Source organism: Shinella sp. 838, assembly GCF_029623935.1.
GTDB lineage: Bacteria > Pseudomonadota > Alphaproteobacteria > Rhizobiales > Rhizobiaceae > Shinella.
The window spans coordinates 1529281-1553746 of the sequence record NZ_JARSBQ010000001.1 but is presented as its reverse complement, the minus strand read 5'-3'; the positions used below and the strand labels follow the sequence as shown (position 1 = coordinate 1553746).

At 63.8% G+C, this 24466-nt stretch carries 23 protein-coding genes; 8 read left to right on the top strand and 15 right to left on the bottom strand.

Annotated features, from left to right (window positions below; translation table 11 throughout):
* Positions 1–7: 7 nt before the first annotated feature.
* From trpC to lexA, 4 genes are all read left to right on the top strand, one after another.
* The gene (gene trpC, locus P9A16_RS07345; protein ID WP_023512642.1) at positions 8–823 is read left to right on the top strand and encodes an indole-3-glycerol phosphate synthase TrpC; all 816 of its coding nucleotides are present in this window, start codon (positions 8–10) and stop codon (positions 821–823) included.
* Positions 824–836: 13 nt separating this feature from the next.
* Positions 837–1334, top strand: a complete 498-nt coding sequence (moaC, locus tag P9A16_RS07340; RefSeq protein WP_023512641.1) for a cyclic pyranopterin monophosphate synthase MoaC — start codon at positions 837–839, stop codon at positions 1332–1334.
* A complete protein-coding gene (locus P9A16_RS07335; protein ID WP_023512640.1) occupies positions 1334–2557 on the top strand; it encodes a molybdopterin molybdotransferase MoeA in 1224 nt (407 codons plus the stop codon). The genes moaC and P9A16_RS07335 overlap by 1 nt, the downstream gene beginning before the upstream one ends.
* A gap of 98 nt (positions 2558–2655) precedes the next feature.
* Positions 2656–3381 (top strand): transcriptional repressor LexA, encoded by a 726-nt coding sequence (lexA, locus tag P9A16_RS07330; protein ID WP_023512639.1) that lies wholly within the window; start codon positions 2656–2658, stop codon positions 3379–3381.
* Here lexA and P9A16_RS07325 read toward each other — a convergent pair.
* Positions 3375–5831 carry a ComEC/Rec2 family competence protein gene (locus P9A16_RS07325; protein WP_278025615.1) on the bottom strand — a complete coding sequence of 819 codons (2457 nt, stop codon included), beginning with the start codon at positions 5829–5831 and terminating at the stop codon, positions 3375–3377. The two genes, lexA and P9A16_RS07325, sit on opposite strands and share 7 nt — an antisense overlap.
* A gap of 308 nt (positions 5832–6139) precedes the next feature.
* On the opposite strand from P9A16_RS07325, the gene gltA reads away from it, so the two are divergent.
* Positions 6140–7429: a citrate synthase gene (gene gltA, locus P9A16_RS07320; RefSeq protein ID WP_023516370.1), complete on the top strand. Its 1290-nt coding sequence runs from the start codon at positions 6140–6142 to the stop codon at positions 7427–7429.
* 31 nt (positions 7430–7460) lie between these two features.
* On the opposite strand, the gene lpxB is transcribed toward gltA, so the two are convergent.
* From lpxB to P9A16_RS07250, 14 genes are all read right to left on the bottom strand, one after another.
* The gene (lpxB, locus tag P9A16_RS07315; RefSeq protein ID WP_023516369.1) at positions 7461–8639 is read right to left on the bottom strand and encodes a lipid-A-disaccharide synthase; all 1179 of its coding nucleotides are present in this window, start codon (positions 8637–8639) and stop codon (positions 7461–7463) included.
* Positions 8636–9514 carry an LpxI family protein gene (locus P9A16_RS07310; protein WP_023516368.1) on the bottom strand — a complete coding sequence of 293 codons (879 nt, stop codon included), beginning with the start codon at positions 9512–9514 and terminating at the stop codon, positions 8636–8638. Before P9A16_RS07310 ends, lpxB begins: the two co-directional genes overlap by 4 nt.
* Before the next feature lie 5 nt (positions 9515–9519).
* On the bottom strand, positions 9520–10329 hold the full coding sequence (gene lpxA, locus P9A16_RS07305) for an acyl-ACP--UDP-N-acetylglucosamine O-acyltransferase (RefSeq protein ID WP_023516367.1): 810 nt from the start codon (positions 10327–10329) through the stop codon (positions 9520–9522).
* A 2-nt stretch (positions 10330–10331) separates the two neighbouring features.
* Positions 10332–10799, bottom strand: a complete 468-nt coding sequence (gene fabZ, locus P9A16_RS07300; RefSeq protein WP_023516366.1) for a 3-hydroxyacyl-ACP dehydratase FabZ — start codon at positions 10797–10799, stop codon at positions 10332–10334.
* On the bottom strand, positions 10792–11859 hold the full coding sequence (gene lpxD / locus P9A16_RS07295; protein WP_023516365.1) for a UDP-3-O-(3-hydroxymyristoyl)glucosamine N-acyltransferase: 1068 nt from the start codon (positions 11857–11859) through the stop codon (positions 10792–10794). Before lpxD ends, fabZ begins: the two co-directional genes overlap by 8 nt.
* A 49-nt stretch (positions 11860–11908) precedes the next feature.
* A complete protein-coding gene (gene bamA, locus P9A16_RS07290; RefSeq protein ID WP_023516364.1) occupies positions 11909–14239 on the bottom strand; it encodes an outer membrane protein assembly factor BamA in 2331 nt (776 codons plus the stop codon).
* A 240-nt stretch (positions 14240–14479) separates the two neighbouring features.
* Positions 14480–15607 (bottom strand): RIP metalloprotease RseP, encoded by a 1128-nt coding sequence (gene rseP / locus P9A16_RS07285; RefSeq protein WP_371260060.1) that lies wholly within the window; start codon positions 15605–15607, stop codon positions 14480–14482.
* A 33-nt stretch (positions 15608–15640) separates the two neighbouring features.
* Complete coding sequence (locus P9A16_RS07280) at positions 15641–16474, bottom strand: phosphatidate cytidylyltransferase (RefSeq protein ID WP_023515955.1); 834 nt, start codon at positions 16472–16474, stop codon at positions 15641–15643.
* Positions 16474–17220: an isoprenyl transferase gene (locus P9A16_RS07275; RefSeq protein WP_023515956.1), complete on the bottom strand. Its 747-nt coding sequence runs from the start codon at positions 17218–17220 to the stop codon at positions 16474–16476. The genes P9A16_RS07280 and P9A16_RS07275 overlap by 1 nt, the downstream gene beginning before the upstream one ends.
* Before the next feature lie 42 nt (positions 17221–17262).
* On the bottom strand, positions 17263–17823 hold the full coding sequence (gene frr, locus P9A16_RS07270; RefSeq protein ID WP_023515957.1) for a ribosome recycling factor: 561 nt from the start codon (positions 17821–17823) through the stop codon (positions 17263–17265).
* Positions 17824–17880: 57 nt separating this feature from the next.
* Positions 17881–18603 carry a UMP kinase gene (pyrH, locus tag P9A16_RS07265; protein WP_023515958.1) on the bottom strand — a complete coding sequence of 241 codons (723 nt, stop codon included), beginning with the start codon at positions 18601–18603 and terminating at the stop codon, positions 17881–17883.
* A 187-nt stretch (positions 18604–18790) separates the two neighbouring features.
* Positions 18791–19717: a translation elongation factor Ts gene (gene tsf / locus P9A16_RS07260; protein WP_023515959.1), complete on the bottom strand. Its 927-nt coding sequence runs from the start codon at positions 19715–19717 to the stop codon at positions 18791–18793.
* Positions 19718–19960: 243 nt separating this feature from the next.
* Positions 19961–20722, bottom strand: a complete 762-nt coding sequence (gene rpsB, locus P9A16_RS07255) for a 30S ribosomal protein S2 (RefSeq protein ID WP_023515960.1) — start codon at positions 20720–20722, stop codon at positions 19961–19963.
* 343 nt (positions 20723–21065) lie between these two features.
* The gene (locus P9A16_RS07250) at positions 21066–21893 is read right to left on the bottom strand and encodes a cell envelope integrity EipB family protein (protein WP_024271062.1); all 828 of its coding nucleotides are present in this window, start codon (positions 21891–21893) and stop codon (positions 21066–21068) included.
* Positions 21894–22072: 179 nt separating this feature from the next.
* On the opposite strand from P9A16_RS07250, the gene P9A16_RS07245 reads away from it, so the two are divergent.
* The 3 genes from P9A16_RS07245 to P9A16_RS07235 are packed head-to-tail and all read left to right on the top strand — an operon-like array spanning position 22073 to position 24457.
* Positions 22073–22537 (top strand): RidA family protein, encoded by a 465-nt coding sequence (locus P9A16_RS07245; protein ID WP_023515324.1) that lies wholly within the window; start codon positions 22073–22075, stop codon positions 22535–22537.
* Positions 22537–23262 (top strand): glycerophosphodiester phosphodiesterase, encoded by a 726-nt coding sequence (locus P9A16_RS07240; RefSeq protein WP_023515323.1) that lies wholly within the window; start codon positions 22537–22539, stop codon positions 23260–23262. Before P9A16_RS07245 ends, P9A16_RS07240 begins: the two co-directional genes overlap by 1 nt.
* 1 nt (position 23263) lies before the next feature.
* Positions 23264–24457 (top strand): GNAT family N-acetyltransferase, encoded by a 1194-nt coding sequence (locus P9A16_RS07235; RefSeq protein WP_023515322.1) that lies wholly within the window; start codon positions 23264–23266, stop codon positions 24455–24457.
* Positions 24458–24466 lie beyond the last annotated feature (9 nt).

The window sequence follows — 24466 nt, the reverse complement described above, 5'->3', positions numbered from 1 at the left end:
ATTGTCCATGACCGATATCCTGAAGAAGATCGAAGCCTACAAGCTGGAGGAAATCGCCGCCGCCAAGGCGCGTGTTTCCCCTGCCGAGCTTCGCGCGCGCATCCGCGACCAGGAGCCGCCGCGGGGCTTCTTTGCGGGCCTCAAGGCGAAAAAGGCGGAAGGCCGCTTCGGCCTCATCGCCGAGATCAAGAAGGCAAGCCCCTCCAAGGGCCTCATCCGGCCGGATTTCGATCCGCCGGCGCTGGCGAAGGCCTATGAGGCCGGCGGAGCCGCCTGCCTTTCCGTTCTCACGGACACACCGAGCTTCCAGGGTGCGCCGGAATTCCTGACAGCGGCGCGGGCGGCCTGCACCCTGCCGGCGCTGCGCAAGGACTTCATGTTCGACGGCTACCAGGTGCTGGAAGCCCGTGCCTGGGGTGCGGACTGCATCCTTCTCATCATGGCCTCGCTCAGCGACGACGATGCGAAGATGCTGGAAGACGCCGCCTTCGCGCTCGGCATGGATGTGCTCATCGAGGTGCATGATGCGCCTGAAATGGAACGCGCGCTGAAGCTCAAGTCCAAGCTCGTCGGCATCAACAACCGCAATCTGCGCACGTTCGACGTAGATCTTGCCGTTTCCGAAAAGCTCGCAAGCATGGTGCCGGATGACCGCCTGCTCGTTGGCGAGAGCGGCATCTTCACCCATGCGGATTGCGAACGCCTCGGCAAGGTCGGCATCTCCACCTTCCTCGTCGGCGAAAGCCTGATGCGCAAGGATGACGTGGCGGCCGCCACTCGCGAGCTCCTTACCGGCTCGGCCGGCATGCTGGCAGCGGAATGATGGCGGTCTCGAAATGACGGGCGAGGCCCGCACGCTCACGCATATCGGCGCGTCCGGCGAAGCCAACATGGTGGATGTCGGCGGCAAGGCCGAGACGGTGCGCATCGCGGTTGCCGAAGGGTTCATCCGCATGGCGCCGGCAACGCTGGACCTCATCCTCAAGGGCGACGCCAAGAAGGGCGACGTGATCGGTACGGCGCGGCTTGCCGGCATCATGGCCGCCAAGCAGACCGCCAGCCTCATCCCGCTCTGCCATCCCCTGATGCTGAGCAAGGTCGCGGTCGACATCCGCGAGGACCGCAGCCTTCCGGGACTGCGGATCGAGGCAATGGCCAAGCTGACCGGCCGCACCGGCGTGGAGATGGAGGCGCTCACCGCCGTCAGCGTCGCCTGCCTCACCATCTACGACATGGCGAAAGCCGCAGACCGCGAGATGGAGATCGGCGGCATCCGCCTCGTCGAAAAATCCGGCGGACGCTCCGGCGACTACCGGCGCGGAGACGCAGGCTGATGTCGCTGCTGCCTGTCGAAGACGCCCTCCATCGCCTGCTTTCGGCCGCCCGGCCGACACAGCAGACAGAGCTGGTCCGGCTGCACGAGGCGGATGGCCGCGTGCTTGCCGAGGATGTCGCTGCCAAGTTGACGCAGCCGCCCTTCGACAATTCCGCGATGGACGGTTATGCCGTGCGCCACGCGGATATAGCCACGCTCGGCTCGATCCTGAGCGTTGCGGGCATGTCGTCCGCTGGCCACGCCTTCCAGGGCACCGCAGGCCCCGGCGAGGCCGTGCGTATCTTCACCGGCGCCCCGCTGCCGGCCTTCGCCGATACCGTGCTCCTGCAGGAAGATGCCGAGGTCCTGGAAGACGGTCGCATCCGCACCACCTTCCTCACACCGAAGGGCCGCCACATCCGCCCGCGCGGCCAGGATTTTTCCGAAGGCGAAATCGTCCTGAGGACCGGCGACGTGCTCGATGCCGGCCGCCTGACGGTCGCGGCAGCCATGAACCATGCGGCGGTGACCGTCTATGCACGCCCGCGCATCGCCGTGCTCGCCACCGGCGACGAGCTTGTGTCGCCGGGCACGCCCCCAGGCGCCAGCCAGATCATTGCATCCAACACCTACGGCGTCGCTGCGCTCGCCCGCGCGGCAGGCGCCGAGGTGATCGACCTCGGTATCGTCGGCGACGACAAGGACGCAATTCTGAACGCCGTGCGCCACGCACTGTCGCTCGGTATCGATGCGCTCGTCACACTCGGCGGCGCATCTGTCGGGGATTTCGACCTTGTGCAGCCCGTGCTCGGCGAAGCCGGCATGGACCTCGATTTCTGGCGCATCGCCATGCGCCCCGGCAAACCCCTGATGGTCGGCCGCCTCGGCGACGTGCACGTCGTGGGCCTGCCCGGCAACCCTGTTTCGAGTCTCGTCTGCTCGCACCTCTTCCTCGTTCCCCTCGTGCGCCGCCTCGCGCGCCTTCCAGCGGAAAACCGCGAACGTCCGGCCATTGCCGCCGTGCCGCTCAAGGAGAACGACCACCGGCAGGACTATGTTCGCGCACGCATTGCCCGCGACCCCGCCGGAGACCTGCTCGTCACGCCCCTCGACAAGCAGGATTCCTCCATGATGAAGGCCTTCTCCGCATCCGAGGCCCTTCTCGTCCGCGCACCCCACGCGCCGGCGGCCCCTGCAGGCGCGCCCTGTACAGTGCTTCTCCTGCGCGAACCATCCGCCTGAACAGTACTATTATTGTTTCAGCAGCCCCTTGCAGAACACATATGGAACAGATAGTGTCTGTTCTGGATTTGTTTCACTCGATTCTCGGTGGAGGGGCCATGCTCACGCGGAAACAACAGGAACTTCTCCTGTTCATTCATGAACGGATGAAGGAGTCCGGTATTCCTCCCTCCTTCGACGAGATGAAGGACGCGCTGGATCTCGCGTCGAAATCGGGCATCCACCGCCTCATCACGGCGCTGGAGGAACGCGGCTTCATCCGGCGCCTGCCGAACCGGGCCCGCGCGCTCGAGGTGATAAAGCTTCCCGAAGCCTATACCCAGAGCCTGCAGCCGCGCCGCGGCTTTTCACCTGCCGTCATCGAGGGCAGTCGCGGCAAGCAGCCCCCCGCTCCCGTCGCCGCCCCGCCGCAGCGCACGCCCGTGGCCGAGGTTTCCTCATCCGTCTCCGTGCCTGTCATGGGCCGCATCGCTGCCGGCGTGCCGATCTCCGCCATCCAGAACAACACCCATGACATCACCGTTCCGGCCGAGATGATCGGCAACGGCGATCACTATGCGCTGGAGGTCAAGGGCGATTCGATGATCGAGGCCGGCATTCTCGATGGCGACACGGTGATCATCCGCACGGCGAGCAGCGCCAATCCCGGCGAAATCATCGTCGCGCTTGTCGACGACGAGGAAGCCACGCTGAAGCGCTTTCGCCGCAAGGGCGCGTCGATCGCGCTCGAAGCGGCAAACCCCGCCTACGAGACCCGTATCTTCGGGCCGGACCGGGTAAAAATCCAGGGCAAGCTGGTCGGCCTCATTCGCCGCTATCACTGATCGGCCGGCTGATCGAAACTGCCCGTGCGCCAGTCGTAGCTGCGGTGGCGGGCCCAGGGCCGGTCGAGACTTTCCACGGCCGGTGTGACCTGCGCAGCTGAAAAGATGTTGGATAGGCCTTCGGCGGCCGGGTGGATTTCGAGGGCGCCGGTTCGCCTCAGGTGACGCACAGTCACCAGGCGCGCACCCGAGCGGCAGGCCTCGAGCCGCAGGGCCAGGGACAAGACGACGAGGTCGGCAGCGTCGCAGGCCGTGCCCAGGAAGGCGACGTCGTCGAGGGTCACGATCCGCCAGCCGCTTGGCGAGACGGCGGCGCAGAAGGCCTTTGCCTCGCAGACGAAGCCATTGCCGGCCCGGGCCGCCGCGAGCGCGGACGCCATGGCGTCCCTCGCCTTCTGCCGGTCGGCCTTGCGCCGGGGCTTGTTTCGGCTTTCTGCGGCACCCGTGGTGCTGACGGCTTCTTCAAGGGTCAAGCCGGCGCTTCTGCGGATCTCGGGTTTTACAAGTTCGCCGAGCCGAAGGGCGCGCCGCCACTGCGCATAGATGAAGTCTGGCGGTCTTGCCCGGTTTGTGGCGACGGTTTCGCCGCGAAGGATGGCAACGAGGCGGCCATCCTCGGACACCAGCGCTTCCGGCGTGGCACCTCCAGCCGGAAAGCAGGCGATGGCGAGGCCGATCCCGACAAGCAGCGTTCCCGCATGGCGCAGCCGCGTGCGCAGGATGCAGACAAGCCCGCCACCAAGACCGATCAGCAGGAACGCAATCGAGGGAATGCGGCCGGTGACGATCTCGCCCTTCCAGCTCGCAACCCATGTCGACAGCGCGATCATCCACTCGATGCCCTTGCCCATGATCGCGAAGGGCACGCCATCGAGGCCGAAAGGCATGAGCAGTACGGCGATGAGGCCGAAGGGCATGACGATCGCGCTGATGACAGGCATAGCGAGCAAGTTGCCGGCAAGTCCATAGGCCGGGATGCGATGGAAATGGCCGATGGAATAGATCAGGGTCGCGAAGCCGCCGATCAGCGAGGACAGGAGCAGCCCGCCGAAGAAGCGCCCCAGCGCACCGCCGAACAGTTTCAGGCGCCCTCCCTCGCCCTCGCGGCGGACGGGACGTTCCCGCCAGGCCGCATAGCCGGCGACGAGCCCGAGCGTTGCGGCATAGGACATCTGGAAGCCCGGATTGGTGACGGCCGACGGTGTCATGGCAAGGATGACGATGGCCGAGAGTGCCACGTTGCGCAGGCTGATCGCCGCACGGCCGAACAGCACCGCCACCAGCATGATGCAGATCATGATCCACGAGCGCACGGCGGAGATCGCACCGCCCGAAACGAGGATATAGAGCGTCACCATGGCGAGCGCACCGGCGGCAGCGATCTTCTTGGCGGGATAGCGTTCGGAAAAGCCCGGGATCAGTGCCATCAGAACGCGGGCGCCGACGAGGAAAGTGCCGGCGGCGAGCACCATGTTGAGCCCGGAAATGGCCAGCACATGGGCAAGCCCCGCCTCTCGCAATGCCTCCACCGTTTCCGGGCTGATCGCCCGCTGCTCCGCCGTCACCAGGGCCGCGGCGATCGCGCCGGCATCGCCGCCAATCCGCCCGCGGATATGCTCGGTGAGGTTGTTGCGCCAGGTCGCGACCGTCTGTCGAATCCGACCCTCGACGCCCGGCTCGGCCACTGCAACCGCACGCGGGGCCTGATAGAAGTAGCCGACCGCGCCGGTGCCGGCGAAATAGGCGTCGAAGGCGAAGTCGTTGAGGCCGGAAAGCGCCGGGCCGGAGGGCGGCCCGAGCCGTGCCCGTCCGGTTATCCCACCGCCGATCGGGATCGGCGCATGCCGACTGCGGGCGAGGAGCGTCACCACGCCGGGCGGGCGTTTGAGCACCGGGTCGCGTGTCGTATCGAGCGCGATGCGGTAGCGGATCGCACCCCGTTCGTCACTCTCGCGCGCCAGCACCCGCCCGCTGACATCGGTGGTAACGGGCGCATCAAGCACGACCGTATCGAGCCGCGCGCTTTCGAGCGCCGCCAGCAGCATGCCGACCGGAACGAAGAGTATCGCCCCGGCGGCGAGCGCAGTCCAGTCCTCCCGATGTCGGAAGCGCCAGGCGGGCCAGAACGCGAAGGCAGCGAAAAGCAGCAGTGCTGGAAGCGATGGATCAGTAACGGCGGAAAACCAAAGGGCCGCTCCAGCACCAAGGAAGACCGGCACGAACAGGAAGAAATGGCCATGTGCCCGTTCCTGCGCGAAGGCGGCGCGCCACGTCTGCGGCGTCTCGGAAGCACTCCTCAGGCGCCCCGCCGCTGTCAGAAGCATCACGACCCTGCCCCTGCGGGCCGGCGGATCGCGTGCCGGGACCGGCAGAGGAGCATCGTCAGGCGCCGCCCGCCAGGCATGCGCCTCGGGCACCTCCCGCCGTTCTGCGACCTTGCCCTTCTCCATGATCCCGGCCCCACCCGTTCACACTGCCATTGTGCAACCGAATGATGGAAACTTCAATCAGCAGTGGCCGTCACAAGTGCTAAGCAAGACAGAAAGGATGCTACCTCCGCATTTCACGAAACACGCGTAAAAGTTGCTTGAAACTTGCTGGAAAGGGTAGATATTGCGTTGCCGGAAAGCCTATTTCCGCAATGCACAATTTGCCTTTCGTCTCGCTTGGCAGGCAGGTGCAAATGGGCTAGCAAAACGAGCATGTTCATGGTTCCGGCACAACTTCGTGCCGCCATTGGAAACAACGGAGGATCGTTATGACAGGAACAAGCGCGGGTGTATCGGTCGGTGGCAAAGCGGTTGAGCTGCCGACGCGATCCGGTACGATCGGCCCCGATGTGATCGACATCGGCACGCTGTACAAGAACACCGGCACCTTCACCTACGATCCCGGCTTCACCTCCACCGCGTCCTGCGAATCGAAGATCACCTATATCGACGGCGACGAAGGCGTTCTGCTGCATCGCGGCTATCCGATCGAACAGTTGGCCGAACACGGCGATTTCCTCGAAGTCTGCTACCTTCTGCTGTACGGCGAACTGCCGACCAAGTCCCAGAAGGACGATTTCGATTACCGCGTCACGCACCACACCATGGTGCACGAGCAGATGAGCCGATTCTTCACCGGCTTCCGTCGCGACGCCCACCCGATGGCCGTCATGTGCGGCTGTGTCGGCGCGCTCTCGGCCTTCTATCACGACTCGACCGACATCACCGATCCGCACCAGCGCATGGTCGCCTCGCTGCGCATGATCGCCAAGATGCCGACGATCGCCGCGATGGCCTACAAGTACCACATCGGCCAGCCCTTCGTTTACCCGAAGAACGACCTCGACTACGCCTCGAACTTCCTGCGCATGTGTTTTGCCGTGCCCTGCGAAGACTATGTGGTCAACCCGGTGCTCTCGCGCGCCATGGACCGCATTTTCATCCTGCATGCCGACCACGAGCAGAACGCCTCCACCTCGACGGTTCGTCTCGCCGGTTCCTCCGGCGCCAACCCGTTCGCCTGCATCGCGGCCGGCATCGCCTGCCTCTGGGGCCCGGCCCATGGCGGCGCCAACGAAGCCGCGCTCAACATGCTCGCGGAAATCGGCTCGGTCGAGCGTATCCCGGAATATGTCGCCAAGGCCAAGGACAAGAACGACCCGTTCCGCCTGATGGGCTTTGGCCACCGCGTCTACAAGAACTACGACCCGCGCGCCCGCATCATGCAGAAGACGACGCACGAGGTTCTCGGCGAACTCGGCATCAAGGACGATCCGATGCTGGAAGTCGCCATGGAGCTGGAGCGCATCGCGCTGACGGACGACTACTTCATCGAGAAGAAGCTCTACCCGAACATCGACTTCTACTCCGGCATCACGCTGAAGGCGCTCGGCTTCCCCACCACCATGTTCACGGTGCTGTTCGCGCTCGCCCGCACGGTCGGCTGGATCGCCCAGTGGAACGAGATGATCGAGGATCCGGAGCAGCGTATCGGCCGCCCGCGCCAGCTCTATATCGGTGCCCCGAAGCGGGACTACGTACCGGTCTCCAAGCGCTGATTTCAGCGGAGCCATCCATGAAAAAGCCCGGTCAGTTTCGACCGGGCTTTTTTGTTGCAAGAAGGTCCAGGATGACCGCCGCGCCAGTTTCGCCGGGCGGGCGCTGTGTCCGCATGCGCGTGTGTACGAGGTCATAGCCTTCCAGCATGGCGCTGCGCTGGGCCGTATCGGTCGAAAGCCGCTCGACCCAGCGGGTCAGACTGCCGGGGCGCACCATGTCGTTCAGATATTCCGGCACGACGGTGTAGTCGGCAATGATGTTGGGGATCGCCGCCGTCCAGATCTTCACCTTGCCGAGGAAGAGGTTGGCGAGCCAGTCGAAACGATAGGTCGAGACGACAGGCACGCGCGCGAGCGCCAGTTCGAGGATGACGGTGCCGGAGGCCGCGATCGCCGCATCGGCTTCGATGAAGGCCTGCCACTTCTCCGCGGTCGAAACGGTGATCTGCGGCTGCACCGGCCAGTCCGCCGTCAGTTTCCGCACCAGCGCCTCCTGCCGCGGCACGGTCGGCAGAAGGAAGCGCGTGCCGGGGTTGCGCCCGATAATTTCCTGCACCGCTTCGCCAAAGACCGGCAGCAGACGGGTGATTTCCGTGCCGCGTGAACCGGGAAGCAGCAGGCACGCGCACTCGCCCGGCGCGCGTTCGCCACGGGCAAGCCGTGCGGCACGAACCTGCTGGATGTTGGGATCGCTGACCAACCGGTGGCCGACATAGGTGGTCGCAGGGCCGCCGAGCCGCTCCATCACGGCAGGCTCGAACGGCAGAAGCGCGAGGACATGGTCGACATAGGCGCGCATGCGCGGTGCGCGCTCTTGCTTCCAGGCCCAGACACTCGGGCAGACATAATTCACGACCGGCAGGTCCGGCAGCGCCTTGCGCACGCGGCGCGCCACGCGATGGGTGAAGTCCGGGCTGTCGATGATGAGAAGCACATCCGGCCGTGCGGCGACCAACGCATCGGCCGTCTGGCGAATGCGGCGGATAAGCGACGGCAGCCGCTTCAACACCTGCGAAATGCCCATGATGGAGAGTTCGGAGAAATCGAACAGGGATTTGAGACCTTGCCGCTCCAGCGCTTCGCCACCGACCCCGACCAGCGTCACCGGACCGGCATACATGGCCCGTAGCGCCGCGATCAGATCGCCACCGAGAAGATCACCGGAAACCTCGCCGGCAATGACGCCGATTTTCAGAGGGCTTTCCGTCATCGCCGTGCCTCCGCCCTCTCGGGTATGATGCCCGTCACGAACAGACCGTGCGCATCTGCTTCCGCAACAAGCGCCGCACGTTCCAGCACAAGCGAGCGCCCAGCCTCCACGGCGATCCCGGCAAGGCCGGCGGCGCGGGCGCGGTGCAACGTTTCCATGCCTATGGACGGCAGGTCGGCGCGCAGGTCCTGCTCGGGCTTGCACAGTTTGACGAGAACGCCCTTGCGGCGCGTGGAGATGCGTCCGGCGGCACGCAGGCTTGCCACACGCTCCAGCATCGCATCCGTACCCTCCGCGCCCTCAAGCGCCACCACGCGCCCTCCAAGCGCGACGGCGCCCTGCCCCACATCGAGGCGACCGAGCGCCAGCGCCGCGGCGGCCGCGGCGGCAATGTCGGCTTCGGCGGCCGCATCCGGCGTGACGGTGCCGAGCGGGCCTTCGCTGCCGAGCAGATCAGGCACGATTTCGTGCGCGCCGACGACCCGCACCCCCTCCGCTTCGATCAACCGGATGACCATCTTCAGCACCGCATCATCCCCGCCCTTCAGCAGGGTTCGGATGATGGACGGGACGGCGGCGAGCGCTTTCAACGGCGCATGGATGTCACGCCATTCCGGTCGACGGCGGACGGAACCCGACAGCACGGCGCGGCCGATGCCCTTCGCCCGAAAGGCAGCGCCGATACCGGCATAGTTGCCAATGGAAATGACCTGATGGTCGAAGCCGGACCAGTCCGGGCTGGATTCGTCGCGAAGCGCCAGGACAAAGGGATCCTCGCCACGGGCGCGGGCCGCATCCGCGACATAGCGCGGCAGCAGGCCGCCGCCGGCGATGATGGCCAGCCGGTCGCGCACGAGGGGCCGGCTGTCCGCCACGCCGCTCAGCCCTTGCCGCGGTTCGGGGAAGACAGCGCGCGGTCGCTTTCGACAGCGATGAAATCGAGGATGTGCATGACAGGCACGCTATCGGCATAGTCCGCACGGATCGCCGCCGCATTGGCGCGGATCGACCCCTCGCCCTCGAAAATCTGCTTGAAGGCGCGGCGAACCTCGTGGATCGTCGCTTTCTCCATACCGGAGCGGCTCATGCCGACGACGTTGAGGCCGCCGAGGATGCCCGGGTTGCCGTTCAGCATGCCATAGGGGATCACGTCATAGGCAACCGCCGAAAGCCCCCCGATGAAGGCCTGCCGGCCGATGCGGGTGAACTGGTGCACCGCCGAACCGCCGCCCAGGATCACCCGGTCCTCAACGGTCACGTGGCCGGCGAGCATGACATTGTTCGACAGGATGATGTGATCGCCGAGCTGACAATCATGCGCGACATGCGAATTGGCAAGGAACAGGTTGTGGTTGCCGACGACGGTCTTGCCACCGCCTTCCGTCGTGCCGGTGTTCATCGTCACGCCTTCACGGATGACGCACATCTCGCCGACCGAGAGGGTCGTCTCGGCGCCGTCGTGATTCACGCTCTGCGGATCGCCGCCGATGACGGCATTGGCGAAGATGCGCGTGCCGCGGCCGATATGCGTGCGCCCCGTCACCACCACATGCGTCAGAAGTTCGACACCGTCGCCGAGAACGACCTTGGGCCCCACATGGCAAAAGGGTCCCACGACGACGTTCTCACCGATGACCGCTCCGTCCTCGATGACGGAGAGCGGGTGGATCTTCGCGCTGGCGGCAATCATGATCAGGCGTCTTCCTTCTTGACGATCATCGCGCCGATATCAGCTTCCGCGACGAGTTGCCCATCAACTTTTGCATCGCAGTGAAACTTCCAGATATTGCCGCGCTGCTTCTGCTTGACGACATGGAACTCGACGCGATCGCCGGGCACGACCGGCTTGCGGAAGCGGGCATTGTCGATCGTCATGAAGTAGACGAGGTTGGAGCCCGAGCGCGTCTTGCGGGCGCAGATCGCACCGGCGGTCTGTGCCATGCCCTCGATGAGCAGCACGCCCGGCATGATCGGGTGGTCGGGAAAATGGCCCATGAACTGCGGCTCGTTGACCGTGACGTTCTTGATGCCGACAGCAGAATCGTCGCCATCGATGTCGACGATCTTGTCGACGAGCAGGAACGGATAACGATGAGGAAGCAGCGTCAGGATCTCACGCAAATCAGCCACGCCGAGCGTTGCCTTGGTTTCTTCACTCATCGTTGCCCCCCTTTTTCTGGACTCGAGTGCTGGAACGCATGGCGATCTCCGCCATGTCGCGCAGGAAATCGCGCATCGGGCGCGCGGGAATGCCGCCGTATTTCTCGCCGGCTGGAATATCGGCGACGACACCGCTCATGGCAGCAATCTGCACGCCGTCGCCAATGGTAATATGACCGTTGATGCCGGCTGCGCCGCCGATCATCACGCCGTCACCGATGCGCGTGCTGCCGGCGATGCCCACGCCACTGACGATGCCGCAATGCCGGCCGATGCGCACGTTGTGGCCAACCTGGACCTGGTTGTCGATCTTGGTCCCCTCGCCGATGACGGTATCGTCCATCGTGCCGCGGTCGATCGTCGTGTTCGCGCCGATCTCCACATGGTCCTGGATGATCACGCGGCCGATCTGGACGATCTTGATCATGCCGGGCTTGAGACCGGGAGCATAACCGAAACCGTCCTGGCCAATGCGCGCGCCGGGATGAATGATGACATTGTTGCCGATCAGCGCACACTGGATCGTAACGCCCGCGGCGATCGTGCAGTCGCGGCCGATGCGCACGCCTGCACCGATGACCGCCCCCGGCCCGATGCGGCTGCCCTCGCCGATCTCCGCGTCCCTGCCGATCACGGCCATCGGTTCCACGGACACATTGTCCTCAAGCCGCGCTTGCGGATCGACATAGGCGCCCTGTGCAACGCCGACGGGCGCCGAGGTCATCGCTTCCGGGCGCATGGCCGAAGGGTGCAGGATTTCGCCGGCGCGGGCAAAGGCGGTGTGCGGACGGGCTGAAATCAGCACCGCGGTCTTTGGGGGAACGAGCGATACGAGAGCGCGGTCGCACAGGATCGCGCTCGCCTCGCAGGTCTCGAGCTCGGCGCGGAACTTGCGGGAAAGAATGTAACAGAGATCGCCTTCTTTCGCCCGATTGACGGGCGAAACGTTGCGCACGACGCGATCGGCCTGCGCAGGATCGGCGAGTTCCGCCCCAAGCCTTGTGGCAAGGTCACCCAGACGAATGCCGTCATGGGGCGGAAAGAACCAGTTATGCTCCATAGGCATGACTCCAGAACGTCCGTCTTCTCGCAGTTCTGGACTGCTTACCTCAGAACTGGGTCGCGATGCCGAACTTGAAGCGCTGCACCTCGTCGAAGGATTCCTTCTTGACCGGAACCGCGTAGTCGACACGCAGCGGGCCGAACGGCGACGCCCAGATGATCGAGGCACCGACGGAAGCGCGCAGGCTCATGTCGTCACCACGGACCCTGTCGGCCGCAACGGTCTTGACGTCATTGCCGTAAAGCGTGCCGGCATCAACGAAGACAGCGCCGCGGAAGCCCGAGTCACGGGAGATGAACGGCAGCGGGAAGGAGGCTTCTGCGGACGCCGTGAAGTAGGTCGTTCCGCCGAGCGCATCGCCCGTCGAGGTTGCACGCGGGCCAATGCCGCTCGATTCGAAGCCGCGCAGGTCGTTCGCCGACAGCGTGAACTGGTCGAAGACCTTCACGTCGTTGCGGCCCCACATATGGCCACCGCTGACCGCGATGGAGCCGATGACATCGGCGTCTTCGAGCAGCGTGTGGAAGTAACGAGCCTTACCCGAGATCTTGTAGAAATCCGAATCGCCACCGAGACCGGCAAATTCCTGCGTGATCTGGGCGAAGATACCGTCGCGCGGCAGTGTACGATCGTCGATCGTGTCGTAGGTCAGGCTGTGCGAGACCGAAGAACGAACCCACGGACCGTTGACCACGACATGCTGATACGGCGACGACAGCTCGTCGAGGTCACCCGACTTGTAGTCGAGCTTGGTGTAGTTGTAGCGCAGCGACGTCGACAGGTCTTCCGTGATCGGAGCCGTCACACGCAGGGTAAAGCCCTGCGTATCGACGCTGTAGTAATCTTCGCTGTCGTCCTCGTTCTTGAAGACGTCGAAGCCGGCCGCAAGGCGATAACCGAGGAAGTAGGGTTCGGTGAACGACAGGTTGTAGTCACGCGAATTCTCGCCGCCACCGGCAGCCACGCGGATATACTGGCCGCGGCCGAGGAAGTTCTTTTCCTCGATCGAAGCTTCCAGCTTGAAGCCGCCCTTGTTGCCCGTCTCGTAACCGGCGCCGATACCGAACGAGCCGGTCGACTGGTCCTGAACGTCGACGACGAGCACAACGCGGTCGGCCGAGCTGCCCGGCGCCGTGGTGATGTTGACGGTCGAGAAGTATCCGAGCGCCTCAAGACGGCGCTTGGCGCGCGTAATGACTTCCTGGTTAAAGGCATCGCCTTCACCGATATCGAACTCGCGGCGGATGACGTAGTCACGCGTGCGGGTGTTGCCGCGGATCTCGATACGCTCGACATAGGCGCGCTCGCCCTGGTCGACGAGGTAGTCGACGGCGATCGTGCCATTGCCGAGATCGCGGTTGCCGCGCGGGGTCACGCGGGCAAACGGATAACCGTTGGCCGCGACGCGCTTGGAAATCTCGGACATCGTGTCCTGCACGTCGCGGGCGCGATAGGTCTTGCCCGGGCGCGATTCGACGAGGCCCTTCAGCTCTTCGCCATCGATGCCGTCAACGGTCGATTCAACGTTGATTTCTCCGAAGTCGTAGCGCTGGCCTTCCTCGACCGTGAAGGTCACGACATATTCGTTGGAGGCTTCATCGAGAACGGCTTCCGACGAAACGACGCGGAAGTCGGCATAACCGTTGTTGAAGTAGAACTGGCGCAGCGCCTCTTCGTCGGCGCGCAGCTTGTCTTCGCTGTAAACGTCCTTGCGGGTCAGGAACGACAGGAAGTTCGACTTCTTGGTGACGACGACGGCCTGCAGGCGGCTGTTGCTGTAGGCCTGGTTGCCGACGAAATTGATCTGCGAGATCTTCGTGCGGTCACCTTCATCGACGACGAAAGCAACGTTCACGCGGCCATTGCCGAGCGGATAGACCTGCGTCGTGACGGTGGCGTCGGAACGGCCGATCGAAGCATAGGCATCACGGATGGCCTGCTTGTCGGCCTCGATGGCGGTTTCGCTGTACGGGCCGAGCGACTGCGAACGCAGAACCGGCGCGAGCTTCTCGTCCTTGATCTTGCGGTTGCCGTTGATGACGACCTGGTTGATCAGCTGGTTTTCATCGACGGTGACGACGAGCGTGCTGCCGGAAACCGAAACCTTCACATCCGAGAAATAGCCGGTCGCAAAAAGGCGGCGCACGGAGGCGTCGATATCGGCATTGGAGAAATTCTTGCCGGGCGTGATGGTGATGTTCGCCTTGACCGTATCGGCGCTCACGCGGCTGGCGCCACGCACCTGGATGCTGCGGATAACGGCCGCTTCCGCGACGGAGGCGGAGACAAGCGTGGCAAAAGAGCCGCCCGTGACAACCATACTGGCCGACAATGCAACGGCCGACACGGCGTTCAAAAAGTTTGAACCAGCTTTCATCTTCACTACTTACCTTCGTTTCAACGTCCCGGCAGGCGCGTACGCCCGATTCCGGTCACGTTTGCCGTTTTAACCGCTTTTGCCATACAAGCAAGCGCACGCGTTAATTTCTGTTTACTTCAATTCCAACCGTGGCCCGAAGGTCACTACATCCGTTTCATTACGGTAAACAGAGCGTTAGCACGACTGCCTCAGCGAAAGCGGCTCCCCTTTTGATTCCTGCCGGAAGACCGGCAAACCTTAGCCGAGAAGCATGGAAATATCGTTCCAGGTCGCAAAGACCATCAGCATCAACACCAGCGCCATGCCGATGCGAAATGCGATCTCCTGCGCCCCGGGCCCGACTGGCCTGCCCCGGATAGCCTCCACCGCATAGAACATCAGATGGCCGCCATCAAGTACCGGAACCGGCATCAGGTTCAAAAGTCCAATGGAAACAGACAGAACCGCGGCAAGCTGAAGCAGGGCGGCAACACCGAGCGTCGCCATCTGGCCTGAAGCCTGCGCCACGCGGATAGGTCCACCGAGCTGATCGGCCTTCATGCGCCCCATGACGAGATTGGAGAGATAGTCGAACGTGCCCGTCACGATGTGCCAGCTTTGCAGCACGCCCTGCCCCACGGCCTCGACCGGGCCGTATTCGACGACACGGAAATTGCCGCTTTCCTGGTTGGTCACGATGCCGATCAGGCCAAGCTCGATCTTGTTGCCGAACTGGTCGGTGATCTCGGTACGCTTGGGCACCATGGGCAGGTCGAGATCCTGGCCATCGCGGCGTACCGTCACCTTGATCGTCAGTTCCGGACGCACGCTGACATAGCGGCGCACGTCGTCGAAGGTCGCCACCGGATTGCCGTCGAGCGCGACAAGCAGGTCGCCCGGGCGCACGCCGGCCTCCTGGGCGGCGCTGTCCGGCCGGACTTCGGCCACGATCGGATCGGCGATCTGCCGGCCATAGATGGAGAACATCACGGCGAAAATGGCGATGGCGAGAATGAAATTGGCGATGGGGCCGGCGGCGACCGTGACGGCCCTCTTCCAGAGCGCAGCGCCGAGGAAGGTGCGCTTGCGCACATCATCCGGCAGTGCGGCGACGGCATTGTAATCCGGAATGGACGCCGGGTCGTCATCGCCGAGGAATTTTACATAGCCGCCGAGCGGAATGGCGGAGAGCTTCCAGCGTGTGCCGTGACGATCGGTGAAACCGAGAAGTTCCGGGCCGAACCCGACGGAAAAGGCGGTAATGCCGATTCCGGACCAGCGGCCGGCGAGATAATGACCCATCTCGTGCACAAAAACGATGAGGGTCAGTACGATCAGAAAGGGAAGGATATAGCCCGTCACGAATCCAACGGAGCCAGCCAGCATGTCCATGGTCCCAATCCCCAGTCTGTGTCGCCGCTACGGGCCGAAAAGGAACACGCCGGCCGGCGTGTTGACGGTGCCCGAAACGATCGCATCGCCAAGCGCAATGAGGAACGCGGCGAAGCAGGCAAAAACAAGGCCGTCCACCCGGTCCATGACGCCGCCATGTCCCGGAATGAGGCGGCTGGAATCCTTCACGCCGAAGCGGCGCTTGATGAAGGATTCGAAAAGGTCGCCGATCTGGCTGAACACCGAGAGCACGAGCGCAATGGCCGGTACCCACAGGCCATTCAGCGGGAAAAAGACCATATGCACGAGCGTGCCGGCAACAACCGCCGAAATCGCCCCGCCGATCGCCCCCGACCAGGTCTTCCCGGGCGAGATGGGCGGAGCGAGCTTTGGCCCGCCGATCGCCCGGCCGACGAAGTAAGCGAGGATGTCCGTCGCCCAGACGACGGCGAAAATGAACAGCATGGCGGCAAAGCCATGGGCGGTGTCGCCGCGAATGGCAGCGAGCGAGATCACCGTCAGGCCGGAATAGACAATGCCGCCGGCAAGCCAGCCGCTGCCCTTCAGCGCAACCGCATAGACGATGCCGACCAGTGTGGCGGCAATCAGCACGGGCAGCGCAAGCTCGTCAAAGCCGAAGAGCACCAGCGCCGCGACGAGAACGGTCGACAGCCAGCCGAAGGCATTGGCGCGGAAATCCGTTTCCGACATGCGGGTGATCGTCGACCATTCATAGTAGACGAGCAGCGCGATGGCCGAAGCGAGCAGACGGAAGGCAAGGCCGCCAAGCCAGGTCGCAGCCAGCACGACGACTGCCAGAACAATGCCGGAGAGAATGCGCAGGCGCAGTTCACTGTGCATCACGAACCCACCGCAAGCGTCTTTGCCGCCTGCAGACCGCCGAAGCGGCGCTCGCGCATGGCATAACGCGACAGCGCGGCGACAAAGGTGTCGCGCGAAAAATCGGGCCAGAATTCGGGAATGAACATCAGTTCCGCATAAGCCGCCTGCCAAAGCAGGAAATTGGAAAGCCGCTCCTCGCCGCTGGTGCGGATGATAAGGTCGGGGTCGGGAATGCCGGCAGTATCAAGCGATGCGCCGATGCGCTCCTGCGTGATCGCAGCCGGATCGAGCCGGCCCGCGGCAACCTCTTCGGAAAGTCTTCTGACGGCGCGCGCAATCTCGTCACGCGAACCGTAGTTGAAGGCGATGACCAGCGTGATGCCGGAATTTTCCCGAGTCGTCTCCTCTGCCTCCAGCAGCAGCGGCAGAATATCGCTCGACAGGTTCGACTTATCGCCGATGACGCGAATGCGCACGTTCTCGCGGTGGAGAATCGCAAGGTCACGCCGGATGAAGGTTTTCAGCAACCCCATCAGATCGGTGATCTCGCTCTCCGGCCGGCTCCAGTTTTCCGAGGAGAAGGCAAAGAGCGTGAGATAGCGCACGCCGCATTCGGCGGCCGTGCGCACGGCCTCGCGCACCGCTTCGACACCCTTGCGGTGCCCCATGGCGCGCGGCAGGCCGCGTGCATTCGCCCAGCGTCCGTTGCCATCCATGATGATGGCGACGTGTGCCGGCGCAGTGCTGGGCGAAAGTTGGTTCATGGGCAATCCGGAAAAGGAAAACAAATGCAGGTGGCGAACGCCTTAAACCTGCATGATTTCCTTTTCCTTCTCGGCAAGCAAGCGATCGACGTCCAAAATCGTGTCGTCCGTCATCTTCTGCACCTTTTCGGACTGGCTGCGGGACAGGTCCTGCCCGATATCGCCATCCTTTTCGGCTTTCTTGAGATCGTCCATGCCGTCGCGGCGCACATGGCGGACCGCCACCTTGGCCTTTTCGGCATAGTCATGCGCAACCTTGACGAGCGACTTGCGGCGCTCCTCGTTGAGCTCCGGCAGCGGAATACGCAGATTCTGGCCGTCGATGATCGGGTTAAGGCCGAGATTCGATTCGCGGATGCCGCGCTCGACGGCGCCGACCATGCCCTTGTCCCAGACGGAAACCGACAGCATGCGCGGCTCCGGAACGGAGATGTTGGCGACCTGGTTCAGCGGAACGCGCGAACCGTAGGCCTCGACCTGCACCGGGTCGAGCACGTTGGCCGAGGCGCGGCCGGTGCGCAGCGACGCGATGTCGTTCTTGAAGGCCGAAATCGCGCCATCCATGCGGCGCTTCAGTTCCTTCAGGTCAATACCTTCACTCATCGGATACTCCCGTTTTCATAGAGCGGCTGCACGCGGTTCGCGTGCGCGCCTCAAGAATCAGTTGTCGGTTACGATGGTCCCGCGTCCGCCGCCGGTCAATATTTCGGCAAAACCGCCCTTCTCATGGATGGAGAAGACGATGATCGGGATGGAGTTTTCACGCGCCAGGGCAACCGCGGCGACGTCCATGACGGCAAGGCCCTTTTCGAGCACTTCGCTGTGGGTCAGGCGGTCGAAGCGCGTGGCGGTCGGGTCCTTCTTCGGGTCCGCAGAATAGATGCCGTCGACCTGCGTGCCCTTGAAGATCGCTTCGGCACCCATTTCGGCAGCACGCAGTGCCGCGGCCGAATCAGTCGTGAAGAACGGGTTGCCCGTGCCGCCGGCAAAAATCACCACGCGGCCGAGCGAGAGATGATGGAGCGTCGCGCGCTGGGAGAAGCTTTCACAGATCTCCGGCATCGCGATGGCCGAGAGGACGACGGTGTCGATGTCGAGTTTGCGCAGCGAAGTGGCCAGCGCCAGCGCGTTGATCACGGTCGCCAGCATGCCCATGTGGTCGCCGGTAACGCGGTCGCCCCCCTTGGAGGCAACGGCAACGCCGCGGAAGATGTTGCCGCCGCCGACCACGACGCCGACCTCGACGCCGAGCGCCCGCGCCTCGGCAATATCCGAGGCGATGCGATCGGCCACCGCGACATCGATGCCGAAGCCCTGCGAGCCCATCAGCGCCTCGCCGGAGGCTTTCAACAGAACACGTTTGTAGATTGGCTTGGCCGTCATGGTCGCTCCTGAACTCGTGCGCCTGCTCTCCCGAACCGGCAGCCGGGCAGAACCGAGGGCGGTCCCGCTTGAGGGCAGCCATCGCCGCTTGAGAATTTCGGGGCAGGCATTTCGGCAAGCCGGATACACGAAGGGCGCCGCGTTGTCACGCGGCGCCCTGTTCTTTTCCCTAACGGGATTAAGAAAATCAGCCCTTGGCGACGGCTGCGACTTCTGCGGCGAAGTCGGTTTCTTCCTTTTCGACGCCTTCGCCGAGCAGCAGGCGGGCCATGCCGACGACTTCGATCGGCGCTCCGACGGTCTTTTCAGCTTCCTTGACGGCAGCGCCGACCGTGAGGTCGGGGTTCATGACGAAGGCCTGCGACAAGAGGGCGACTTCTTCGAAGAACTTGCGCATGCGGCCTTCGACCATCTTCTCGATGATCGCGTCCGGCTTGCCGGAAGCGCGCGACTGCTCGATGAAGACGTTGCGTTCGCGCTCGGCGACAGCGGCGTCGACTTCTTCGGCGCGGATGGCGAGCGGCGCCGTTGCAGCGACGTGCATGGCGACCTGGCGGCCGATGGCGTTCAGGGCTTCCTTGTCGCCGGTCGACTTCAGCGCCACGAGAACGCCGAGCTTGCCGAGACGGTCGGCAGCAGCGTTGTGGATGTAGGTCGCGACGACGCCGTCTTCGACCGACAGCAGGACCGAGCGGCGCAGGTTCATGTTTTCGCCGATGGTGGCGACAGCGTCCTTGATCGTGTCGGTGACCGACTTGCCGGTTGCCGGATAGGTGGCGGCGCCAACGGCTTCAACGGTGCCGTCGGTCGTCAGGGCTACGTCGGCAACGCCGCGAACCATGGACTGGAAGGCATCGTTGCGGGCAACGAAGTCGGTTTCGGAGTTGATTTCGACGACAACAGCCTTCGTGCCGGCGCTGGCGATACCGACCAGGCCTTCAGCCGCGGTGCGGCCGGACTTCTTGTCGGCCTTGGCGATGCCCTTGGCGCGCAGCCAGTCGATTGCTGCTTCGATGTCGCCGTTGTTTTCAGCCAGCGCCTTCTTGCAGTCCATCATGCCTGCGCCGGACTTTTCGCGCAGTTCCTTCACCAGTGCAGCGGTGATTTCAGCCATTGTGAGCCTCTTGTCGGTTCTTGTTGCGTGTCGCCGGAAAACCTCGGCGAACTCAAGGTTTTGGGAACGAATGTACCCGGAAGTGTGACAGGGTGATGAAGATCACCTCTGGCCTGTCGCCGCAAAACGATCCTTGGGGATCGTGGCAGACGGGGTCTTCAAACAAGCCGAGGCCAGGGATCGTCTCTCTGGCCTCGGTCATCTAGAAAAGCGGGAGCGAAAGACACCGCTCCGGCCTTTGCCTTATGCTTCGGCTTCGAGAGCCGGCTCGACCGGAACTTCAGCGGAAGCACCGAGGTCGCGGCCCGAAGCGCCCTGCTGGCGTGCGATGCCGTCGATGGCGGCGCGCGCGATCAGGTCGCAGTAGAGGGCGATGGCGCGCGAGGCGTCGTCGTTGCCGGGGATCGGGAAATCGATCGGGTCCGGATCGCAGTTCGAGTCGATGATGGCGACGACCGGGATGCCGAGACGCTTGGCTTCCTGGATCGCGATCGACTCCTTGTTGGTGTCGATGATGAACATCAGGTCCGGCGTGCCGCCCATGTCGCGGATACCGCCGAGGGCCTTTTCAAGCTTCTCGCGTTCGCGCTCGAGGGTCAGGCGCTCCTTCTTGGAATAGCCGGAGCCTTCCGAGGACAGGATCTCGTCGAGCTTGCGCAGGCGCTGGATCGAATTGGAGATCGTCTTCCAGTTCGTCAGCATGCCGCCGAGCCAGCGGGCGTTGACGTAGTACTGGGCCGAACGCTTGGCTGCATCGGCGATGATGTCCGAAGCCTGGCGCTTGGTGCCGACGAACAGAACGCGGCCACCACCGGCAACGGTGTCGGACACGACCTGAAGGGCGCGCGACAGCAGCGGAACGGTCTGTGCCAGGTCGATGATGTGAACGTTGTTACGGTCGCCGAAGATGTACGGCTTCATCTTCGGGTTCCAGCGGTGCGTCTGGTGGCCGAAGTGAATACCAGCTTCCAGAAGCTGGCGCATAGAAAAATCGGGCAATGCCATGCCTAGTTATCCTTTTCCGGTTGAACCTCCGCAAGGCGAACAGCACTTCCTTGGGAAGCGCCACCGGGCGGAACGGTCCGGATTTCTCCCGGACGATCCCATGCCTTACGTGTGGAATGAGCGGCCCTTTAACCGCAGTTTGCCGGCAAATCAAGGGCCGCAGGGTAAAAAAGGCATCTCCTGTGCAGTTTCGCCCCTCATCCGGCCTGCCAGCCACCCTCTCCCCGCAAGCGGGGCGAAAGGATAGGCCGCGCCGGTTTTCCCAATCAATACCGTTTGTTTGGCACATCCCCTCTCCCTGCCTGCGGGGAGAGGGTAAGGGTGACCGGTAAGCCAAAACCGCCTACTTGCATTCCTGCTGTTTGAACATCTCCAGCTTGGCAAGCTTCCCGCTCAACACGAATTCGCCATAGTCCATGGTGAGATCGCGGGTGATTCCATTCTCGTAGAGCTTGAAGGACATGCGGTAGACCGGCAACGCATCGCCTTCGCTCGTGTCGTTGTAGTAGGCGATCGAGACCGGCCAGAAGGCCTCCTTGGAGAAGGAACCGGCCTTGTCGGCGTCCGGATCACCCGCCTTGGGCTTTTCTTTCTTGCCGACGACGGCGGTCGTCATCAGCGTCTTGTCGCCCGCATCCGAGCCATCGAAGAGGCGCGCTTCGAAGAAACGCTCGCCCTTCTTGGCCCGATCGATGACGTCGAGCATGTGCTCGGTCGGGAAGCGGCTTGCGGCAAGCTCCACCTGTCTCGTGTCCGGCGCAGTCAGATCGACGCTGACGCCCTTCTTGTCCTCGCGCGCCGTGCCGCGCACCTCCTTGTCCAGCTTCTCGTCGGTGAAGGAGCGGGTGAGGAAGCGGAAGCTACCGGTCTTCAGGTCCTCGTAGGTCGTCGTCTGCTGGTCCGTGAGGCGCGTCTCCTCGCCGGTATTGACCTGCGTGACGAAGCGGAAGCTGACCGTATAGCCGTCGCACGGACTGCCGTTGAACTCATAGACCATGCGGCCATACATGCCGGCGATGCCGGAGCGCTCGGTCGCATCCTTCAGTTTGAGGTCATAGACGGCGCGGTGCGGCGCAAGCCCGGTCGCCGGCGTGGCAAAGGCGCTCGAGACGCCGCTGCCGGCGAAGCATGCCCCGGCCGTCAGGGCCGCGACAAAGGCTGAACGAAACATCCGTTTCCTCCTGTTGAAGTCGGTCGCGATGTTATATGAACTCTTCCGGCAAAAGCGAGGCAATATCCACCTCTTGCCAACTTCATTTCCTCCATTGCGACGATCTGCGCCGCAATGCCCCTCACAGCCGCCACCAGCCGATCCTATCTATGGACCGGCAACAAGAAACGGAGACCGGAATGTCCGCTGAAATCGAAAACCGCGTCAAGGAACTGGGCTACGACATTCCCGTGGCGGCAGCACCGGCCGCCAACTACGTGCCCTTCGTCATCAGCGGCAACGTGCTCCACATTTCCGGCCAGCTGCCGATGCTGGACGGCAAGCTCGCCGTCACCGGACATCTCGGCCGGAACGTTGATGTCGCCGGCGGCCAGAAGGCAGCGGAACTGTGCGCACTCGGCCTTCTCGCCCAGGCCAAGGCCGCCCTCGGGGACCTCTCGCGGATCAAGCGCATCATCAAGATCAACGGCTTCGTCGCCTCCGCGCCGGATTTCGTCGAGCAGCACCTCGTCATCAACGGCGCATCGAACTTCCTCGTCGCAGCTCTTGGCGATGCCGGCAAACATGCCCGCGCCGCCGTCGGCATGGCAGCGCTTCCCCTCAATGCGGCCGTCGAGATCGACGCCATCATGGAAATCGCCTGATGCAGAAATTCCCCTGGCTGACCGAGCGGCCGATCGCCCATCGCGGCTATCACGATCTCAACCGCAAGGTCTGGGAAAACACGCTTTCTGCCTTCGCGCGCGCGGCCGATGCCGGCTTCGCCATCGAATGCGACCTGCAATATGCCGCCGATGCCGTACCCGTCGTCTTCCATGACGACGACCTGAAGCGGCTGTGCGGCATCGAAGGGGACGTGCGCCAGCGCACCGCCGCCGAACTCGGCCTGCTGAAGGTCGGCGGCACGGAAGACGGCGTGCCGACGCTGCGCCGGCTGCTCGACCTCGTGAAGGGCCGTGTGCCGCTCGTCCTGGAGCTGAAGGGGCGCGAAGGTGACGATGACGGTTTCGCAATGGCCGTGCTCGACACGATCGAAGACTATGACGGGCCCGTCGCGCTGATGAGCTTCGATCACTGGCTTTTGAAGGATTTGACGGCGATCGGCACCAGCCGCCCCGTCGGCCTGACGGCGGAAGGCGCCCGGCCGGAGAATTTCGCCGTGCATGAGGAAGCCATGCAGCTCGGGCTCGATTTCATCTCCTACCACTACGGCCACCTGCCGAACGCCTTCATCAGCCGGCAGCGCGACCTCGGCCGGCAGGTCATCACCTGGACGGTGCGCGACGACGAAGCGCGCACGATTACGGCACTCAACGCGGACCAGATGACCTTCGAGGGTTTCGATCCGCGCGAGGCCTTGACGGCATAGGATGAGCGGGACGGTGCGGATCCGCGTCGAAACGAGCTTCGCCGACATTGCGGCGGACGACTGGGGGCGCCTTTCCGGCGCCTCCAGGGGCGACGCTTCGGCGCCGTACAACCCCTTTGTCAGCCACGCCTTCCTCTCCGCGCTCGAGAATTCGGGCTGCGCCACCGCCGAGACGGGCTGGCTCGGCCAGCATCTCCTGCTGGAAGACGACGACGGCGGCCTCCTCGGCGCCCTGCCCGTCTATCTGAAGAACCACAGCCAGGGAGAATATGTCTTCGACCATGGCTGGGCCGATGCGCTGGAGCGCGCCGGCGGGCGCTATTATCCGAAACTGCAGGCCGCCATTCCCTTCACGCCCGCGACCGGCCCGCGGCTGCTGCACCGGACCGACCAGCCGGTCATCGCCAGCCAGGCCGCCCTTGCCGAAGGGTTGAAGGAACTGTCGAAACGCCACGGTGTCTCCTCCGCCCATGTCACCTTTGTCCCGGAAGGGGAAATGCCGGTTTTCGAGGCCGCGGGCTACCTCCACCGTACCGACCAGCAGTTCCATTTTCTCAACGAAGGTTACGGCTCGCATGCCGACTTCCTGGAAACGCTCGCCTCCCGCAAGCGCAAGGCGCTGAAGAAGGAGCGACGGGCGGCGGTGGAAAACGGCATCGAGATCGACTGGCTGACCGGAAGGGACCTGACCGAAAAAATCTGGGACCAGTTCTTCGCCTTCTACATGGACACCGGCGGCCGCAAATGGGGCCGGCCCTATCTCAACCGCCAGTTCTATAGCCTGATCGGCGAACGCATGGCAGACGATATCCTGCTCGTCATGGCCAGGCGCAACGGCCGCTACATCGCCGGCGCGATCAATTTCATCGGTGGCGATACGCTTTTCGGCCGGCACTGGGGCTGCGTCGAGGACCACCCTTTCCTGCATTTCGAGGTCTGCTACCATCAGGCCATCGATTTCGCGATCGAGAAGGGTCTGGCGCGGGTCGAGGCCGGCGCGCAGGGCGAGCACAAGCTGGCGCGCGGCTATCTGCCCGTCACCACCCATTCGGCTCACTACATCACTCATCCCGGCCTTCGGCGCGCCGTCGCCGATTATCTCGAGCGCGAGCGCCGCGACGTCGAGGCGACGGGCGAATACCTTGCCGAACACGGCCCCTTCCGCCGCAGCGGCGGCCAAGACGACAACGACTGAGCACATCGG

Coding starts and splice junctions, on each gene's coding strand:
- bamA (WP_023516364.1), bottom strand. CDS start 14,239: ATGAAAGCTGGTTCAAACTTTTTGAACGCCGTGTCGGCCGTTGCATTG.
- P9A16_RS07335 (WP_023512640.1), top strand. CDS start 1,334: ATGTCGCTGCTGCCTGTCGAAGACGCCCTCCATCGCCTGCTTTCGGCC.
- P9A16_RS07235 (WP_023515322.1), top strand. CDS start 23,264: ATGAGCGGGACGGTGCGGATCCGCGTCGAAACGAGCTTCGCCGACATT.
- lpxA (WP_023516367.1), bottom strand. CDS start 10,329: ATGATTGCCGCCAGCGCGAAGATCCACCCGCTCTCCGTCATCGAGGAC.
- P9A16_RS07275 (WP_023515956.1), bottom strand. CDS start 17,220: ATGAACCAACTTTCGCCCAGCACTGCGCCGGCACACGTCGCCATCATC.
- trpC (WP_023512642.1), top strand. CDS start 8: ATGACCGATATCCTGAAGAAGATCGAAGCCTACAAGCTGGAGGAAATC.
- P9A16_RS07245 (WP_023515324.1), top strand. CDS start 22,073: ATGTCCGCTGAAATCGAAAACCGCGTCAAGGAACTGGGCTACGACATT.
- moaC (WP_023512641.1), top strand. CDS start 837: ATGACGGGCGAGGCCCGCACGCTCACGCATATCGGCGCGTCCGGCGAA.
- lexA (WP_023512639.1), top strand. CDS start 2,656: ATGCTCACGCGGAAACAACAGGAACTTCTCCTGTTCATTCATGAACGG.
- pyrH (WP_023515958.1), bottom strand. CDS start 18,603: ATGACGGCCAAGCCAATCTACAAACGTGTTCTGTTGAAAGCCTCCGGC.
- P9A16_RS07325 (WP_278025615.1), bottom strand. CDS start 5,831: ATGGAGAAGGGCAAGGTCGCAGAACGGCGGGAGGTGCCCGAGGCGCAT.
- P9A16_RS07250 (WP_024271062.1), bottom strand. CDS start 21,893: ATGTTTCGTTCAGCCTTTGTCGCGGCCCTGACGGCCGGGGCATGCTTC.
- lpxD (WP_023516365.1), bottom strand. CDS start 11,859: ATGGAGCATAACTGGTTCTTTCCGCCCCATGACGGCATTCGTCTGGGT.
- rseP (WP_371260060.1), bottom strand. CDS start 15,607: ATGCTGGCTGGCTCCGTTGGATTCGTGACGGGCTATATCCTTCCCTTT.
- frr (WP_023515957.1), bottom strand. CDS start 17,823: ATGAGTGAAGGTATTGACCTGAAGGAACTGAAGCGCCGCATGGATGGC.
- rpsB (WP_023515960.1), bottom strand. CDS start 20,722: ATGGCATTGCCCGATTTTTCTATGCGCCAGCTTCTGGAAGCTGGTATT.
- tsf (WP_023515959.1), bottom strand. CDS start 19,717: ATGGCTGAAATCACCGCTGCACTGGTGAAGGAACTGCGCGAAAAGTCC.
- fabZ (WP_023516366.1), bottom strand. CDS start 10,799: ATGAGTGAAGAAACCAAGGCAACGCTCGGCGTGGCTGATTTGCGTGAG.
- P9A16_RS07240 (WP_023515323.1), top strand. CDS start 22,537: ATGCAGAAATTCCCCTGGCTGACCGAGCGGCCGATCGCCCATCGCGGC.
- gltA (WP_023516370.1), top strand. CDS start 6,140: ATGACAGGAACAAGCGCGGGTGTATCGGTCGGTGGCAAAGCGGTTGAG.
- lpxB (WP_023516369.1), bottom strand. CDS start 8,639: ATGACGGAAAGCCCTCTGAAAATCGGCGTCATTGCCGGCGAGGTTTCC.
- P9A16_RS07280 (WP_023515955.1), bottom strand. CDS start 16,474: ATGCACAGTGAACTGCGCCTGCGCATTCTCTCCGGCATTGTTCTGGCA.